Source organism: Paenibacillus sp. IHB B 3084 (assembly GCF_001447315.1).
Classification (GTDB): Bacteria; Bacillota; Bacilli; order Paenibacillales; family Paenibacillaceae; genus Paenibacillus.
The window spans coordinates 3,226,504-3,243,761 of record NZ_CP013203.1 but is presented as its reverse complement, the minus strand read 5'-3'; the positions used below and the strand labels follow the sequence as shown (position 1 = coordinate 3,243,761).

14 protein-coding genes are annotated in these 17,258 nt (G+C 48.0%); 1 reads left to right on the top strand and 13 read right to left on the bottom strand.

From position 1 onward, the window contains the following. Positions 1-258: 258 nt before the first annotated feature. From argH to hpf, 11 genes are all read right to left on the bottom strand, one after another. Positions 259-1,671: an argininosuccinate lyase gene (gene argH / locus ASL14_RS15225; protein ID WP_134912218.1), complete on the bottom strand. Its 1,413-nt coding sequence runs from the start codon at positions 1,669-1,671 to the stop codon at positions 259-261. An 89-nt stretch (positions 1,672-1,760) separates the two neighbouring features. Further along, positions 1,761-2,996: an argininosuccinate synthase gene (locus tag ASL14_RS15220; protein WP_044646925.1), complete on the bottom strand. Its 1,236-nt coding sequence runs from the start codon at positions 2,994-2,996 to the stop codon at positions 1,761-1,763. Between the two features lie 114 nt (positions 2,997-3,110). Beyond that, positions 3,111-4,067: an ornithine carbamoyltransferase gene (argF, locus tag ASL14_RS15215; protein WP_134912217.1), complete on the bottom strand. Its 957-nt coding sequence runs from the start codon at positions 4,065-4,067 to the stop codon at positions 3,111-3,113. A gap of 43 nt (positions 4,068-4,110) precedes the next feature. Further along, positions 4,111-5,373, bottom strand: coding sequence for an acetylornithine transaminase (locus tag ASL14_RS15210; protein ID WP_134912216.1), 1,263 nt, complete (start codon positions 5,371-5,373; stop codon positions 4,111-4,113). A 39-nt stretch (positions 5,374-5,412) separates the two neighbouring features. Further along, positions 5,413-6,252, bottom strand: a complete 840-nt coding sequence (argB, locus tag ASL14_RS15205; RefSeq protein WP_134912215.1) for an acetylglutamate kinase — start codon at positions 6,250-6,252, stop codon at positions 5,413-5,415. Between the two features lie 80 nt (positions 6,253-6,332). Beyond that, positions 6,333-7,559: a bifunctional glutamate N-acetyltransferase/amino-acid acetyltransferase ArgJ gene (gene argJ, locus ASL14_RS15200; RefSeq protein ID WP_134912214.1), complete on the bottom strand. Its 1,227-nt coding sequence runs from the start codon at positions 7,557-7,559 to the stop codon at positions 6,333-6,335. Between the two features lie 106 nt (positions 7,560-7,665). Further along, positions 7,666-8,715 carry an N-acetyl-gamma-glutamyl-phosphate reductase gene (gene argC / locus ASL14_RS15195; protein ID WP_134912213.1) on the bottom strand — a complete coding sequence of 350 codons (1,050 nt, stop codon included), beginning with the start codon at positions 8,713-8,715 and terminating at the stop codon, positions 7,666-7,668. A gap of 262 nt (positions 8,716-8,977) precedes the next feature. Next, on the bottom strand, positions 8,978-9,877 hold the full coding sequence (locus ASL14_RS15190; protein ID WP_134912212.1) for a YitT family protein: 900 nt from the start codon (positions 9,875-9,877) through the stop codon (positions 8,978-8,980). Positions 9,878-9,976: 99 nt separating this feature from the next. Further along, positions 9,977-11,090 (bottom strand): peptide chain release factor 2 gene (gene prfB, locus ASL14_RS15185; RefSeq protein ID WP_134912211.1). Its coding sequence is split into 2 segments (ribosomal slippage): positions 9,977-11,017 and positions 11,019-11,090, totalling 1,113 coding nucleotides; the frame shifts between segments, so codons are not numbered across the junction. A gap of 285 nt (positions 11,091-11,375) precedes the next feature. Beyond that, positions 11,376-13,826 (bottom strand): preprotein translocase subunit SecA, encoded by a 2,451-nt coding sequence (gene secA / locus ASL14_RS15180; protein WP_134912210.1) that lies wholly within the window; start codon positions 13,824-13,826, stop codon positions 11,376-11,378. Between the two features lie 414 nt (positions 13,827-14,240). Next, positions 14,241-14,801: a ribosome hibernation-promoting factor, HPF/YfiA family gene (gene hpf / locus ASL14_RS15175; RefSeq protein WP_134912209.1), complete on the bottom strand. Its 561-nt coding sequence runs from the start codon at positions 14,799-14,801 to the stop codon at positions 14,241-14,243. A 569-nt stretch (positions 14,802-15,370) separates the two neighbouring features. On the opposite strand from hpf, the gene ASL14_RS27405 reads away from it, so the two are divergent. Further along, positions 15,371-15,511 carry a hypothetical protein gene (locus ASL14_RS27405; RefSeq protein ID WP_189338163.1) on the top strand — a complete coding sequence of 47 codons (141 nt, stop codon included), beginning with the start codon at positions 15,371-15,373 and terminating at the stop codon, positions 15,509-15,511. Between the two features lie 187 nt (positions 15,512-15,698). Here ASL14_RS27405 and ASL14_RS15170 read toward each other — a convergent pair whose 3' ends face one another. Beyond that, positions 15,699-15,896 (bottom strand): cold shock domain-containing protein, encoded by a 198-nt coding sequence (locus ASL14_RS15170; RefSeq protein ID WP_013373372.1) that lies wholly within the window; start codon positions 15,894-15,896, stop codon positions 15,699-15,701. A gap of 267 nt (positions 15,897-16,163) precedes the next feature. Beyond that, complete coding sequence (locus ASL14_RS15165; RefSeq protein WP_134912208.1) at positions 16,164-17,255, bottom strand: hypothetical protein; 1,092 nt, start codon at positions 17,253-17,255, stop codon at positions 16,164-16,166. Positions 17,256-17,258 lie beyond the last annotated feature (3 nt).

Below are 17,258 nucleotides of genomic sequence, written 5' to 3'. Positions count from 1 at the left end.
GTAAATCCTAGAATCTTTCATACTAACGCATACATAGGTATATAGAACTATTTTATAGTTCCCGTGATTGTACCTGTCCAGGAAACCTTACGCAATCCACCATTGTTCAGATCATCATTAAAGCCAAATACCTTAAAAAGCACAAAAGGCACCGCGAACGGTGCCCTTGCTGTCTTGATATCCTGCTATACGTGCTACACTATCAAATTCTACACAACATCCCGCTGCTGTGCAGAGAATAATATTTCTTTTAGCTGATTAGTTACTCCGTTTGTGCCCTTCAAACCATGTAGACGTGCTGCTCAGTAGCTGTTCACTGCGTCCAATAGCTGCCTGCACCTGTCCAGTTGCTGTTCCGCCATATACATTCCGAGCATTAACTACTGCTTCCGGTTGAAGCACTTCATAGATGCGGTCGTCGAACAAATCGGAAAACTGTTGGAATTCCTCCAGTGTCAGATCAAGCAAATACTTGCCTTGCTGGATGCAATACAGCACCGTTTTGCCGATAACCTCATGCGCCTGACGGAACGGAAGTCCTTTGCCGACGAGGAAATCCGCAATATCTGTCGCATTGGAGAAGTCCTGATTGACCGCTTGACGCATGCGATCCTTGTTCACCTTCATCGTTGCGATCATCGGTGCGAACAACTGCAAAGCTCCTTCCAGCGTAGCAACAGTATCGAACATACCTTCCTTGTCCTCCTGCATATCCTTGTTGTACGCTAGCGGCAAGGATTTCAAAACGGTCAGCAGTCCAACAAGATTACCATACACGCGTCCTGTTTTACCGCGTACCAGTTCTGGTACGTCCGGGTTTTTCTTCTGCGGCATAATGCTGCTACCTGTGCAAAAAGCATCATCCAGCTCCACGAAGCCAAACTCCGTGCTGCTCCACAACACCAGCTCTTCGCTTAGACGCGACAAATGCGTCATGATCAGCGAAGCTCCAGCCAGAAACTCTACGATAAAGTCCCGGTCGCTAACGGCATCCAGACTATTTTCATAAACTCCGTCAAAACCCAATTGCTCTGCTACAAAATGACGGTCTATCGGAAAAGTGGTTCCGGCCAAAGCTCCAGCGCCGAGCGGCAATACGTTAATCCGCTTGTAGCTGTCTTTGAGACGGTCAATGTCACGCTCCAGCATAGACACATAAGCCAGCAAATGATGCGCGAACAAAATAGGCTGCGCCCGCTGCAAGTGCGTATATCCGGGTACAATCGTATCCAGATTATCCTTCGCCTGCCCGATCAGTGCGGCTTGCACATCATGCAGCATACCGACCAGCGCCACTACACGTCCGCGCAAATACAAGTGCATATCCGTTGCCACCTGGTCATTACGGCTACGCCCGGTGTGCAGCTTTCCGCCAACCGGACCAATCGCTTCGATCAGATTCTTTTCGATATTCATATGAATATCCTCGTCCGAAACCGAAAATTCAATCTCCCCACGGCGGATACGCTCCAATACCGTGTGTAGTCCTTCCTTGATCGTATCCGCATCGGCCTGCGGAATAATGCCGCATTTGCCCAGCATGGCCACATGAGCCAAACTGCCCTGAATATCTTCTTCCGCCAACGCCTGATCAAATCCGATGGAAGCCGTATATTCCTCTACCAGCTTGTTGGTCTGCTTCGTAAAACGTCCGCCCCATAGCTTACTCATTTTTGCAAGATCCCCTCTCTGCAATACAAGCCGCCCTCGTCACTTGGACAAGGACGGCCCGCATCCCGTACATTTTTAGGTTAACTCATTTATTTATTATTTTTGGCTACTCCCGCATTGACCTTCAAACGCAAGGCATTCAAGCGGATAAAGCCAGTTGCATCCCCTTGGTCGTAGGCTTGTGTCGGGTCGGCTTCCATTGTCGCAATATCCGGGTTGTACAAGCTGACCGGACTTTTGACACCTGCACCAATAATGTTGCCTTTGTACAGCTTCACGCGCACTGTACCACTGACATTCTTTTGGCTCTCATGAACCAGTGCTTGCAAAGCCACACGCTCCGGCGCGAACCAGAAACCGTTGTAGACCAGCGTAGCATAACGAGTAATCAGACTGTCGCGCAGATTCATGACCTCGCGATCCATCGTGATGGACTCCATTTTGCGATGAGCTGTGAACAGGATCGTGCCGCCCGGCGTCTCATAGACTCCTCGGCTCTTCATGCCGACAAAACGGTTTTCCACCATGTCCACACGTCCGATGCCATGCTTGCCGCCCAGCTCATTCAGCTTTTCCATAACCTGCAACGGGTTTAGCTGCTCTCCGTTCAAAGCGACACAGTTTCCTGCTTCGAACTCCAGCTCCAAATATTCTGCTTCATCAGGAGCATCCTCAGGTGCATTGCTGAGCAAGAACATTTCTTTATTTTCAGGAGCGCTCGGATCAAACCAAGGGTCCTCCAGCACGCCGCTTTCATAACTAATATGCAGCAGATTACGGTCCATGGAGTACGGCTTGGCTGCAGAAGCGGTTACCGGAATGTCGTGTTTCTCCGCATAGGCAATCATTTCTGCCCGGCCCGGGAACTGATTGCGGAACTCTTCCAGCCGCCAAGGTGCGATCACCTTGATATCGGGCGTCAACGCCGCCGCGTTCAGCTCGAAGCGCACCTGATCGTTGCCTTTGCCTGTCGCGCCGTGAGCGATAGCTGTTGCACCCTCTGCAATCGCAATATCCACCATCCGTTTAGCGATCAATGGACGTGCAATACTCGTTCCTAGCAAATATTGTCCTTCATACAAAGCACCCGCCTGAAACATCGGATAAATAAAATCCTTGGCGAATTCATCACGCAGATCATCAATATACACTTTGGAGGCTCCAGTAGCGAGCGCTTTTTCCTCCAAACCATCCAGTTCTTCCTTCTGTCCGATATCTGCGGTAAACGCTATAATTTCAGCGTCATAGGTTTCTTTAAGCCATTTCAAAATGACCGACGTATCCAGACCGCCGGAATATGCGAGTACGATTTTTTCTTTTGCCATGATTGAAAGTCCTCCCCGAATGCTTCTAGCCACTATCTTTCATTCACATCTGCATCTAAATCTACAGATCATCTTCCACAAATGCAATCTTTCTAACAATAAAACATAACTTCTTTATCCCATCAAAGCAACCATCAATGCTTTTTGGGCATGCAGACGGTTCTCAGCCTCATCAAAAATCACTGAATTCGGTCCGTCGATTACACCTGCGCTCACTTCTTCGCCACGATGCGCAGGCAGACAGTGCAGGAACAGATAATCCGGCTTCGCCAGCTTAACCAGTTCCTCATTCACCTGGAAGTCGGCAAAAGCAAGCTCCCGCTCCTTCTGCTCTTCCTCAAAGCCCATGCTCGCCCATACATCCGTGTAGATCGCATCTGCATCCTTTACTGCTTCTTGCGGACTTTGGGTAATCACAATCTCACTGCCGGTTTGCTTGGCAATCTCACGGGAAGCTGCCACAACACTCGGATCAGGCTCATATCCAGCAGGACTTGCAATCGATACATGCACGCCAAGCTTCGCTCCACCAATCAACAGGGAATGCGCCATATTGTTGCCGTCCCCGATGTAGGCCAATTTAAGTCCTTTAAGCTTGCCCTTTTGCTCATACAAGGTCTGATAGTCAGCCAGCACCTGACACGGATGCGCCAAATCACTCAAGCCGTTGATCACAGGAACAGAGGCATAACGCGCCAACTCTACAACATTATCGTGTCCGAAGGTGCGGATCATAATGCCATCCAAATAACGAGACATCACCTGTGCCATATCGCTAATAGGCTCACCGCGTCCTAGTTGAATGTCGTTTTTACTGAGAAAAAGGGCATGCCCGCCCAATTGAAACATGCCGACTTCAAAAGATACCCGCGTACGTGTAGAGGATTTTTCGAAAATCAGTCCGATCGTTTTCCCCTTCAGCGGCTGATAGGTTTCTCCATTTTTATGCTTGCGCTTGATTTCGATGGCGAGATCAATTAAATATTGAATTTCTTCGGTCGAGTAGTCATCCAACTCCAGAAAATCCCGCCCTTTTAGATTGATTTGCTGCAATGCCCCGCCCTGGCTCATGCTATCGTCTCCTTTTACACTCTCATCTAGGTAGTTTAACCACCTAAGCAATATGCTCCTGAATCAACTCAGTAATAAGTGCTACAGCCTGATCTATTTCGTCCTTCGTTACATACAGGTTAGGCAACAGGCGAACCACGTTCGGTCCTGCGGTAATGAACAGAATGCCCTTCTTTTGTCCTGCCAAAACAAGTTCCGCCACAGGCTGAGCACACTCGATGCCAACCATCAGGCCTTTTCCACGGATATCCTTCACAAAAGGAATCTCTCCAAGCTGCTTTTGCAGACTTTGGAACAAATACTCGCCCAGCTCAGCCGCACGCTCTGGAAGCTTGTCATCAATAATCGTTTCAATGGTCGCCTGAACCGCTGCCATAGCAAGCGGAGTACCGCCAAAGGTAGAGCCATGGCTACCCGCTGTGAACGCTTCGCGCAAGTACCCTTTGCCCAACATCGCGCCAACGGAAAAACCACTGCCCAAGCCCTTTGCCAATGTAAAGATATCCGGCTCAATGCCGTAATGCTCAAAGGAAAACAGCTTGCCTGTACGTCCCATGCCCGTCTGTACCTCATCAATGATCAAAAGCAATCCATGCTCGTTGCAAAGCTTTGTAATCACGTCTACAAAAGCAGGTTCGACCGGATACATTCCGCCTTCTGCCTGCACCATTTCCAGCATGATTGCGGCCGTATTCTCGCTGATCGCCGCTTCGAGCGCAGCTTGATCATGGAGAGGAACGCTTTTGAATCCGGCAGGAAGCGGCAAAAAGCCTTCTTTTACTTTATCCTGACCCGTAGCGGTCAAGGTTGCCAACGTCCGTCCGTGGAAGGATTGCGTGAACGTAATGATCTCGTAGCGTCCGGTCTGCTTCACCTTCTGGTGATAACGACGCGCCAGCTTGATCGCAGCTTCATTCGCTTCTGCGCCGCTGTTGCAGAAGAACACGGCATCTGCACTGCTATTGGCAGTCAGCAAAGCGGCGGCCCGTTCCTGCCCCGGAATATGAAACAGATTGGATACATGCCATAGTTCATCAATCTGCTTTTTCAAGCGTTCAGCTACAGCCTGTGGCGCATGTCCAAGATTGGTAACAGCAATGCCTGACATGAAATCCAGATAACGCTTGCCCTGATCATCCCACAGCCAGCTTCCTTGTCCTTTGACCAGTGTGAGCGGGTATCTTGCGTAAGTTGGAAAAAGAGAGCTGTCAGTCTGTGCTGCTGCCTTTTCGGTTTGTGCTCCAACAACGGCTCCGTCCGTACCCGGCGTTTCGACGCTCACCAAGGTATCTAGTTCCTTACTCATTATGTTCACGCTCCTTTTTCGTTTGGTTGAATACGATGATTACTGCATGCGCACGATGCGCGTTCCAATGGCTTCTCCGCCCAGCACACGGCTTAATACCTGCGGTTCGCTGCCGTTCACAATGACGACTTCCTTCACTTTGCCGTGGATGCAGGCTATAGCCGCTCTCACCTTAGGGATCATGCCACCGTAAATTTCACCTGTACTGATCATATCCTCAATCTCCTGTACGGTGATGGACTCCAGCACCTTCTTCTCTCCGCCGGTCTTCTTCAATATGCCCGGTACATCCGTAACGACGATCATCCGGCTAACGCCAATATGGGATGCCACCGCACCCGCCGCTGTATCTGCGTTAATATTGTAGCGCTGACCGGATCTATCAATCCCGATAGGCGCAATAACGGGCATATAGTTCATATCCAGCACACCTGTAATAATGGAAGCCTGAACAGACGTTACTTCTCCGACCCAGCCGACCTCTGCGGCATTCGACACAGGTTTTGCCTCGATTAAATAGCCATCACTGCCCGACAAACCGAGCGCTCGACCTCCGTGCATTCCGATCCTGCGTACAATCTGCTTGTTAATGCTGCCCGCCAGCACCATTTCCACGACATCCAGCACGGGCTCGGTCGTTTTGCGCAATCCGTTGATGAATTCCGTTTCGATGCCCAGCTTCGCCAAATTGTCTGAGATTGCAGGGCCGCCGCCATGTACAATAACAGGTTGAAGACCTTCCGACTGCAAGCGAACCAGATCGTCAAAGAAGGAATCAGGCAACGCAGCCAGCGTACTTCCTCCGCATTTCATCACAAAATTACGACGCGCCAATCCCGCATGATTGGCTTGATCCGCGTTTTCCACTGCCGATTGCATATAATCTCCCCTTTTCTCCTCTGCACAGTCCGTGCCATTTTACAATAATGCCAGAATTACATCCGTGTTTATTCCGTTGTCTATGTCCGATATGCAGCGTTAATCCGCACGTAATCGTAAGTTAAGTCACAGCCCCATGCTGTGGCGGTTCCGGTTCCGTGATGCAAATCCACAATAATCCGCACCGTATCTCCCCGAAGGTAGGAGAGCGCCTCATTTTCATCAAAAGCGACTGGGCTGGACGCGCTCAGCACAACAATATCACCCAAGCGGATGTCTACCGTATCTGGATTGACCGGCTCTCCGGCCCGCCCGACAGCTGCAATAATCCGGCCCCAGTTCGCATCAGCACCAAAAACGGCCGACTTCACCAGACTGGACCCGATCACTGTCTTCGCTATCGCTTGAGCAGATACATCGCTTACCGCGCCGCTCACGGACACCTCTACCAGCTTCGTAGCGCCTTCCCCATCGCGGGCAATTGCCTTCGCCAGTTCACGGCAGATATAGGTGAACGCCTCGGCAAAAGCAGCCCAATCGGGATGTCCTGCGTGCAGTTCACGGTTACCCGCCAGCCCGCTTGCCATCGCGATCAGCATATCGTTCGTGCTCGTATCGCCATCTACCGTAATCATATTAAAGCTGGTATCCGTTGCCTGCTTCAATAGCTGATGAAGTGCAGTCTGCCCAATTGCAGCATCACAGGTCATAAAAGCCAGCATCGTCGCCATGTTCGGATGAATCATGCCTGAGCCCTTCGCCGCCCCGGCGATGTGTACGGTCACACCATCCACTTCAACCGACACGCATGCTTCCTTTTTAACCAAGTCCGTCGTCAAAATGGCTTGCGTAAATTGCTCTGCCCCGTCGTTTTCCCCGTTCACACGGCCAGGTAATGCGGATATGCCGCCAAGCACACGGTCCATTTTCAAATGCTCGCCAATCACGCCCGTTGATGCAACGGCTACATTGCTCTCCGCAACACCCAGCTCACGAGCCGCAGCCGAGCGCATAGCGTAGGCATCCTGCTCTCCTTGCTGTCCGGTGCAGGCATTGGCGTTCCCGCTGTTCACCACGACCGCTTGCAGCCGACCATCCACGAGACTTTCGCGAGTCACTTTGAGCGGTGCGGCCTGAAATACATTGGTGGTGTATACCGCAGCGGCTGTCGCCTCTACCTCACAGCGAATCGCGCCGATATCGTTGCGGTCGGTATTTTTAAGTCCGCAGTGCAATCCTCCGGCTGTAAAGCCGCGCGGAGTTACGATATTCCCCCCGTTTACTACTGTACACCCTGATTTGCCCATAATTGTGTGCCCTCGTCTGCAACGCTTTCTATAAGTAACGGTTCCATTTGCGAAGCCATTCCCGCCCGCTTACGTTTCCCGTTTCCATGTTGCGGCTGCTTGCTGCTTACGGATATACCGGTATGAAGCCCAGTCCGAGGTTCTCCTCCCATCCCATCATCAAGTTTAAGTTCTGAATCGCCTGTCCGGCAGCACCCTTCACGACATTATCAATGACCGAAATAATCGTAAGGCGCCCGGTCCGTGCATCTGCTGCAAAACCGATATCACAATAATTGGAGCCAAATACTTCCTTCGTTGCTGGCCATATACCTTCACCGCGCACACGGACAAAAGGTTGGTCTTTATAATAATCCCGGTATAGCCCGATGAGATCCTGATCTGTATGTTCACCCTTTAACGTGACATAGATCGTACTCATAATTCCTCGGGTCATCGGAACCAATTGCGTCGTAAACGTAATCATAACGTCCTCACCCGCAATATCGCCCAATACCTGTTCGATCTCAGGGATATGCTGGTGCTTGTTAATCTTGTAGGCTTTAAAATTTTCGTTCATCTCCGCGTAATGCGAAACGAGACTTGTTCCCCGGCCGGAGCCGGATACCCCGGATTTGGCATCTACAATCAGCGTCCGATGGTCGATCCAATCCGCCTTCAACGCAGGGATAATTCCCAGCAAGGTAGCCGTTGCGTAGCAACCCGGATTAGAAATAAAAGAGACGCCAGCAAGCTTTTCTGCATACACCTCGCTGAGTCCATATACGGCTTGCTTGAGATATTCGGGTGAAGCCGCAGGCTTTTTATACCATGCTTCATACGCTTCTCCGCTTCGCAGTCTGAAATCCCCGGAGAGGTCAATGACCTTCAATCCGGCATCCAGAAGCTGCGGCACCAGCTTGGTGCTGACACCAGAAGGCGTAGCTGTGAAAACCAGATCAGCCTTGGCAGCAATCTCTTGAATATCGACACCGTCCAAATCCTGAACCACAATGTCCGTCAGATGTGGAAACCCGTCACTGATCGGAACACCCGCGCTGGACGAAGAAATAACAGATACGATCTCTACCTGCGGATGATGAACCAAAAAACGAATGAGCTCCACCCCGCCATATCCGGTAGAACCGACAATTGCCACTTTTAGCTTGCTGCTCACAGACCTTCCTCCATTCCGTTCCTATGAAATATGTATTATTATACGACTCTATTCATATAAATACAACATACTCATGTAAAGTTATTCACCCAAATTTGAAATAATTTTCTCATGCATTAGTATTCATTAAGATTATCCATTGGCTGCACTTGATGTCGCGGTTCCTATCAGAGCCTGTATAAATACAAAAAGGGAAACCACGTTTTGCAAAAACGGAGTTCCCCTTATTTAAAACCATGCCTCCCGACAAGCCATCCTGTTTTTAGCCTTCCTTCTTAAAACCTTCACCCCATACTTCACGCGTATTACTAATGATCACAAAAGCATCCGGATCTACCAGGCGAACAAGCGTCTTGAGACGAGTCACCTCATTTTGGCCTACCACAACCATTAGCACAGGACGTTCTTCGTTCGTATAACCGCCTCGCCCTGCCAGCTCCGTCAATCCCCGATCCAAGTCCTGTAAAATAGCCTGTGTGATCTTTTCCTTCTGATTGGATATGATATAGGCCACTTTGGAGTAGCTTAACCCCATTTCCACCGCATCAATGACCTTGCCCGTTACAAACAAACCAATCAGTGCATACAGCGCCCGTTCCGGCGATAGAGCAAAACCAGCCAGTGTGATGACTGTACCATCCATGAGCATGACGCAGAGTGATAGGCTGAGGCCGGAATATTTTTGAATGATCTGCGCCAAAATAGCCAGCCCACCCGTCGAGCCTCTGCCCCGAAACACGGTGCCCAATCCCAATCCTACTCCAATTCCACCATACAGCGAAGCCAACAGCGGATTCGTTGTCGGAACTGCCCAATCCTTAGTTACGTACACAAATAACGGCAGCATGATACTCCCCAGCAGGGAACGCAAACCGTATTTCTTTCCTAACAGCAGCACTCCCGCTATAAATAACGGAATATTCATTCCCCACTGCGTATAAGCTGGTTCCAGACCAAATAGGTCCTCGCCCAAAATAGATAAACCCGACACACCCCCGGATGCAATTCGGTTCGGAAGCAGGAACATATTGAAGGTCAGCGCCGTAATGAAGGAGCCGAGCACAATGAGCAGAATATCCATCACATTGCGAGCGGGGCCGCTGGCGGCAATCAGAGGCTTACGGCGTCTTCGCCGAGCAGCGGGGAGATTTATTTGGGACATCTTTCGTATTCTCCTTTAATTTAAAAATACCGTGTACACAAAAATTCCTACAGTCCACAGGCACTTGGCCTACGGGACTGTAGGAAAACGTACAGGCTATTATTCTGCGTCCAGCTTGATCTGACTCCGCAGGTAACCGTCGATGAACGGGTCCAGATCGCCATCTATGACAGCCCCTACGTTGCCTGTTTCTACACTGGTACGGTGATCCTTCACCATACTGTATGGGTGGAACACGTAAGAACGAATTTGGCTGCCCCATGCAATATCGGACTGTTCCCCACGGATTTCGTCCAGTTGTTGCCGTTGCTCTTCAATTTTGCGCTCGTAGAGCTTGGAACGAAGCATCGTCATAGCCTGCTCACGGTTCTTGATCTGGGAGCGCTCATTTTGACAAGTTACAACAATGCCAGAAGGAAGATGCGTAATCCGAACTGCTGAGTCGGTCGTATTAATATGCTGACCGCCTGCACCGCTGGCCCGGTAGGTATCAATTTTAAGATCCTCTGTCCGGATTTCAACGTCCACATCATCCGCAATTTCCGGCACGACATCGCAGGATACGAACGACGTATGCCGACGACCCGAAGAATCAAATGGAGAAATGCGAACGAGACGATGCACGCCTTTTTCTGCTTTGAGGTAGCCGTAAGCATTATAGCCCTTGATCAGCAACGTTACACTTTTGATCCCTGCTTCATCACCCGCAAGGTAATCCAGCGTTTCTACCTTAAAGCCGCGTTTTTCTGCCCAGCGTGTATACATCCGTAACAGCATTTGACCCCAGTCCTGCGACTCGGTTCCACCTGCCCCCGGATGCAACTCCAAAATAGCATTAAGCTTGTCATATGGCTGATTTAAAAGCAATTGCAATTCAAACTCCTGAAGCTTGCTCAGCAAGGACCTGATACTGTTTTCAATTTCTCCAGCCAGTGTTTCGTCGCCTTCCTCATCAGCCAGCTCAGCCATCATCCCCGCATCCTCATATTCCTGACGGAGCTGTTCATAGCTGTCTACAGAAGACTTAACCGCGTTCATTTCCGCGATCACGGCCTGGGCTTTATCGTTATCATCCCAAAAATCAGGCGCAGCCATCTTTTCCTCAAAGTTTGCGATCATTTCCTGTTTGAGATCTAAGTCAAAGAGACCCCCTAAGGTTTGTTAGTTTCTTGCCTATTTCTCTTAAATCATGCTTTACATTTGGATCGATCATTATGTCATTCTCCTTTTAATATGTGATTAAAGGTTTAAATGCGTTGTGAGTTACGGCTGGGTAAGGAGACGCTACGCGAATGATTTTGATCTTACGAACGCTGACGCTTCTCCAGATTCAAATCCTTCGCTTCGCTACCGACCGCCGTAAAGTCAAACGAATTTTAAATAACCGGGTGCTCCCCTGTATGGCACAAAATGGCCGACGGTCAGTTGGATAAACTGCCGCCTGCCATTATATGCATTACAGGAAATGAATGCTTCCCTAAATCCGTCCTTCAATCCGTTATTTTCTGCGCGGACGCGAAGGGGCGGATTTCTTTTTAGGAGCAGCAGGTTCGCCACTCGTCGAGATTTTGTCTTCGTCGATGACAGCCTGACGCTCTTGGTTGGATTCAATTTGCGCCTTCATGATGTAAGTCGCTACTTCCTCCTGGATGCTGGCGATCATGGCATGGAACATTTCAAAACCTTCAAACTGGTATTCACGCAATGGATCGGTACCACCATAAGCACGCAAGTGAATACCTTGACGCAGCTGATCCATAGCATCAATATGATCCATCCATTTGCTATCCACTGCACGCAATACGATAACTTTCTCGAACTCGCGTACCATGTCTTCGCCAATCGTCTCTTCACGTCTGTGGTATCTTTCCGTAACTTTCTCGAAGATCATTTCAACGATCTCTTCTTTTTCTTTACCCCACAGATCATCACGACTGATTGCATTTTCATCAAGCAGATTGCTGTTCACATATTCTGCCACTTCTTCAAGTTCCCAGTTTTCAGGAATGTCATCGCCGCAATGAGCTTCAACCACACGCTCAATGACAGGCTTGATCATGTCGAATACAACTTCTTTAATGTTCTCGGATTCCAGCACTTCACGACGCTGTTTGTAAATAATAGTACGTTGCTGATTCATCACGTCATCATACTGGAGAACGACTTTACGCTGGTCAAAGTTGTTGCCTTCAACGCGTTTTTGCGCCGATTCGATAGCACGTGTAATCATTCGGCTTTCAATTGGTTGGTCTTCCTCGAAGCCCAAGCGTTCCATCATATTCAGCACGTTGTCTGCACCAAAACGCTTCATTAACTCATCGCCCAGCGATAAGTAAAATTGTGTGGAGCCCGGATCACCCTGACGTCCTGCACGTCCGCGAAGCTGATTATCAATACGGCGAGATTCGTGACGCTCTGTACCGATGATGTGTAAACCGCCAATACCCGATACGCCTTCGCCCAACACGATGTCTGTACCCCGCCCTGCCATGTTCGTGGCAATGGTTACTGAACCCGCTTCACCTGCACGGGAAATGATTTCAGCTTCCTCGGCATGATACTTGGCGTTAAGCACTTTATGCCGAACACCTTTGCGTTTCAGCATTTCGGAAAGAAGCTCCGAATTTTCGATGGAAATCGTACCTACCAATATCGGCTGGTTGTTTTTGTGGCGCTCCACAATTTCATCCACTACCGCATGGAATTTACCTTTTACGCTCTTGTATACTACGTCAGGCATATCCACACGCTGATTCGCCCGGTTCGTAGGGATCTGGAGAACTTCCAGACCATATATTTTTTTGAATTCTTCTTCTTCTGTTTTAGCTGTACCCGTCATACCCGCCAATTTGCGATACATACGGAAATAGTTTTGGAAAGTAATCGTCGCCAGCGTCATGCTCTCGTTCTGTACAACGATGTTTTCCTTCGCTTCAATCGCCTGATGCAAACCATCGCTGTAGCGACGTCCGGCCATCAGACGACCTGTGAATTCATCGACAATCAGAACTTCGCCGTCAGCTACGACATAATCCACATCCAGACGCATAATAGCGTTAGCTTTCAATGCCTGCACAATGTGATGATTAATTGTCACACTTTCCTGATCGTACAGGTTCTCCAGTCCGAAGAAATTCTCAGCTTTAGATACACCATTCTCGGTCAAAGCAACCGACTTCACCTTGATATCCAAGGTGTAATCTTCTTCAACATTCAAACTCTTCACAAAACGGTCAGCCGCAAAATACAGCTCCGTGGATTTCTGAGCTTGTCCAGAAATAATCAGCGGCGTACGAGCTTCATCGACGAGAATCGAATCCACTTCATCAATGATACAGAAATACAACGGACGTTGTACCATCTGTTCTTTGTAAAGCACCATGTTGTCACGCAGGTAATCGAATCCAAACTCATTGTTCGTGCCGTACGTGATGTCGCAAGCATATGCAGCTTGCTTTTCTCCATGACCCAGACCAGACAAATTCAGCCCGACCGACATGCCCAGGAAGTTATAGATTTGTCCCATTTCTCCGCTGTCACGTTGCGCCAAATAGTCATTGACCGTAACCACGTGCACGCCTTTACCCAACAGTGCATTCAAATAAACCGGCAGTGTTCCCACCAGTGTTTTCCCTTCGCCGGTTTTCATTTCGGCAATTCTACCTTCATGCAGCGCAATACCGCCAAGCATCTGTACGTCATAATGACGTTTGCCCAGCACCCGCTTGGACGCCTCACGAACGGTTGCGAAAGCATCCGGCAAAATCTCTTCCGCCGTAGTTCCCTGCTCAATCCGGGCTTTAAACTCCGCCGTTTTCGCTTGCAGCTCCTCATCCGATAGCTTCTCGAAATCCGGCTCTAATTTATTGATCAGCTCAACCGTCTTCATTAAACGCTTGACGTCACGTTCGTTTGTATCCCCAAAAATTTTCTTTACAATTCCTAACATGGTTTACCCCTTTCACGCAAAACAATTAATAGAATCAATTTCACAATAAGAAAGGGTCCATGATGAAATTGATCCCGATATGTTTGACAGGCCCGGCTATACCAGCCCATCGTGCGATGTTCTTTGCATAAATTGTAACAGTTTGTAGGACATGCCGCAACACAAGCCGCTCCCTGATTTGCATCCGGTTAAAGATACCAAAACAATTGACGCATGAAATACACAATTAGTTACGTTTATTTGCATTAAAATTACATTTCATTTTCAGAAAAACATATAAAAGAGCCCTACCCCGCCAGGTTCGCAAGGATAAGGCTCGTCGTTATTTTCATTCTTCCCAATCTCCAATGAAGCATGCTTTCAATCGGGAACCCTCTATTCATTTTAAAACATGATAAGTTCCTGCCTTACAGATTATTCCCGTTCGATGAGACCGTATTTGCCGTCATTGCGCTTGTAAACCACGCTGACTTCTTCGTTATCGATATTGGCAAATACGAAGAAATTATGTCCAACCATGTTCATTTGAAGAATGGCCTCTTCCACATCCATCGGTTTCAATAAGAAACGCTTGGTGCGGACGACTTCCAGCTCATCCAATTCTGAATCCTCATCTTCAGCAACAGCTACGCCACCTGCCGTCCCTTCTACAAAAAGGGTCTTCAAACTGCCTTCCTGACGGAATTTACGGTTCAGTTTGGTTTTATGCTTGCGGATCTGCCGCTCAAGCTTGTCTACCACGGCATCAATGGACGAATACATGTCGTCGCTTTCGTCTTCGGCACGGAGTACAAGCCCCGGCAAAGGAATGGTTACTTCTACAGTGTGCAAATCTCTGGTTGTGCTTAACGTTACACTTCCGTCAGATGTCGGGGGTGCATCGAAATACTTCTCAAGTCTGCTGAATTTCTTATCAACGTAGTCCTTCAAAGCGTCGGTAACCTCGATCTGTTGACCTCGTACTGTTAAGTTCATAGGGCACGCCTCCTTTGCCCCTTCAGTATAGCACATATGTTAACGCCAAGTAAAAAAACACCCAACATTTCGGAGCTATTTTACAAAAATCTTCTTTTTTCGATAAAACCCTTGGCGACTATCTCATCTTTTGAAAAAGATCATGTTTTAAAGAGACCTGCACACACATGTGAATAATGAACACATATAAAAATAGTTGATCTACTGCATCGTGACATTTATATATTCTTGGCTTGATGCTCAGCTACTTTAACGAAAAGGAAGGGTGGCCCTTTCACACTGAATCGGATGCAGGCCTGTGGTGTATGTACGGCTTAGTTACACTCACACTTAGCTCCAGTGCTCTGCGTGTCGGGCTGGAAGATGGCCTTCTCCTTTACTATCAACGTGGAAAACATCGGCAACACTCCGCTGGAGGAGCTATTGCTCACCGCTCCATTCGCAGCCGAAGATTTCCGTTTTCTATGAACGGTCACTGTGAACTCTGTGCCGCTTTCATTTCCTAAGCTGCTCATAGGTATCCCGTTGGGCCGTCTTGACCAGACCCTAAGGCCGTCATCGTCTTTTCCTTGGACATTGAATCTGCACTCCGTGCTTATCTAATCGCTCAAGTCATCCTGCGCTATCCAGACGGACGCGTAGAGAAGCAGTCTGCTTCCTTCAACACCATTTTTGTGGAGATGGCTGACTTCGACGGTTCTGTAAAGTAGCTTTTCACCGTACTGTGTATCGCCTAGCTCCTTACCATCGTGTAAGAGGCTTTTTTATGTTTTTATTGTACATCTGCTCATCTAGAAAACATAAAAAAGCCCTAGAATATATTCCAGGGCAGTTGCTAGCGCGTTATCCGTTGCTAACCATCTTACCAATTATGTAGGTCGGCTATGCCGGGGATGATTATAATTTGGTTACGTTAGCGGCTTGTGGTCCACGTGCGCCTTCGACAATGTCGAACTCCACGTCTTGTCCTTCTTCAAGTGTTTTGAAGCCTTCTGTTTGAATTGCGGAAAAATGAACGAATACGTCGCCGCCATCAGCAGTTTCAATGAAACCATAACCTTTTTCTGCGTTAAACCATTTAACTTTACCTTGCATGCACTAACATTCCCTTCGTCATCAAATGAAGTGAGGCTCTCGCCTACAATTTCGACTATACCACCCAAGGTTATCCATTGTCAATTGGAATTGATAATGTTTTCATTCATACTTATTCCATTTATCATGAGTAAATCACTCTATTCCTATAGATTGGCATGGTATAATAGGCAAAAGAGCCTACTATATTCATATAGTAAACTCTTTGTGAGCGTTCGAAACTCATAAAATAAATTCAATTAAAATTTTTGTTGCATCCCGTTTCACTTAATTATAGTAAACTACCGTCGGTTGCGGTTCAATCCCTTTGGCATAGTAATAATTCAAGCTACTTACAAAATCAATTACTTTCTTTGTATCCAGATCGTATACAAGAATATCTGGATCTCCAGCCATATCAATAAAATCCAGACGTCTCGGGGTAGTTCTGCCGTTCGTGTCAACGAAAGAGGAACTGTGATATGGTGGATTGCCAGAACTATATGCTGATTCAAAATAGGTGAAAAGCGTTCCCTCATTTAGAACAATTAAAACCGCATTATCCGAGCTTGCATAATTTGAAGTATATTTCACAGGCGTAGTGACGCTTTTAATCCGAACATCTGATACATCATGACTTCTTGAAGAATAACTGCCACCACTGGAGAAGTTAAATTCTCTTGACCATTCCAAATTCGGGTTCGCCGCCGTCGTATTGGCAATTTGAGCCCCATTCACCTTAATATCTCCGTTTGGATACTCAATTACCGTAGATAACAAATTGTTAGAGTAGGAGGTTAGCTTAGCTGTCTTGCCATTAATCGGCGTATCCGCTGGCGAGGCTGCATTCATGTGAATACTATAACTCTCACCCACCGTTCCTGTGGAAGTAACACGAAGTCCCCAGTCCCCTGCTTTTAAGTCTGTAGCAAACTTCAATTCAGAGGCCTTTCCTCCAAAACCAGTCAGACTTGCTGTCCCTGTGCTCCAATCAATCGAATACAAATCAAATCTATAATTGGGATTACTTGATCTGATCTGAGCCAGAATGCTTCTATCTGTAGGTACGTTAAAGAACCAAAAATCTGTTGGATCAGCTGTCGTCAATGAATCAGTGAAACTCATAAGATCACCGTTCACATTGAAATTAGACATTAATGAAACCCGATGATTGTTCACTTTAAGAGTCTCACCATATACAGCATCAGTCGTACTGGTAGGCTCCAACGCTTGAGTTGCATTGACTGAAAGAGACCTCGTCGCAGTATCCTTCGTTGTAGTATTTGACGAGCTGGCCTCAACTGAGGCTGGAGCTACTGACGTACTGCTTAAAACTAAAATGACCAATAAAACCCCTGAAAAATATTTCCCCCACTTCATAAA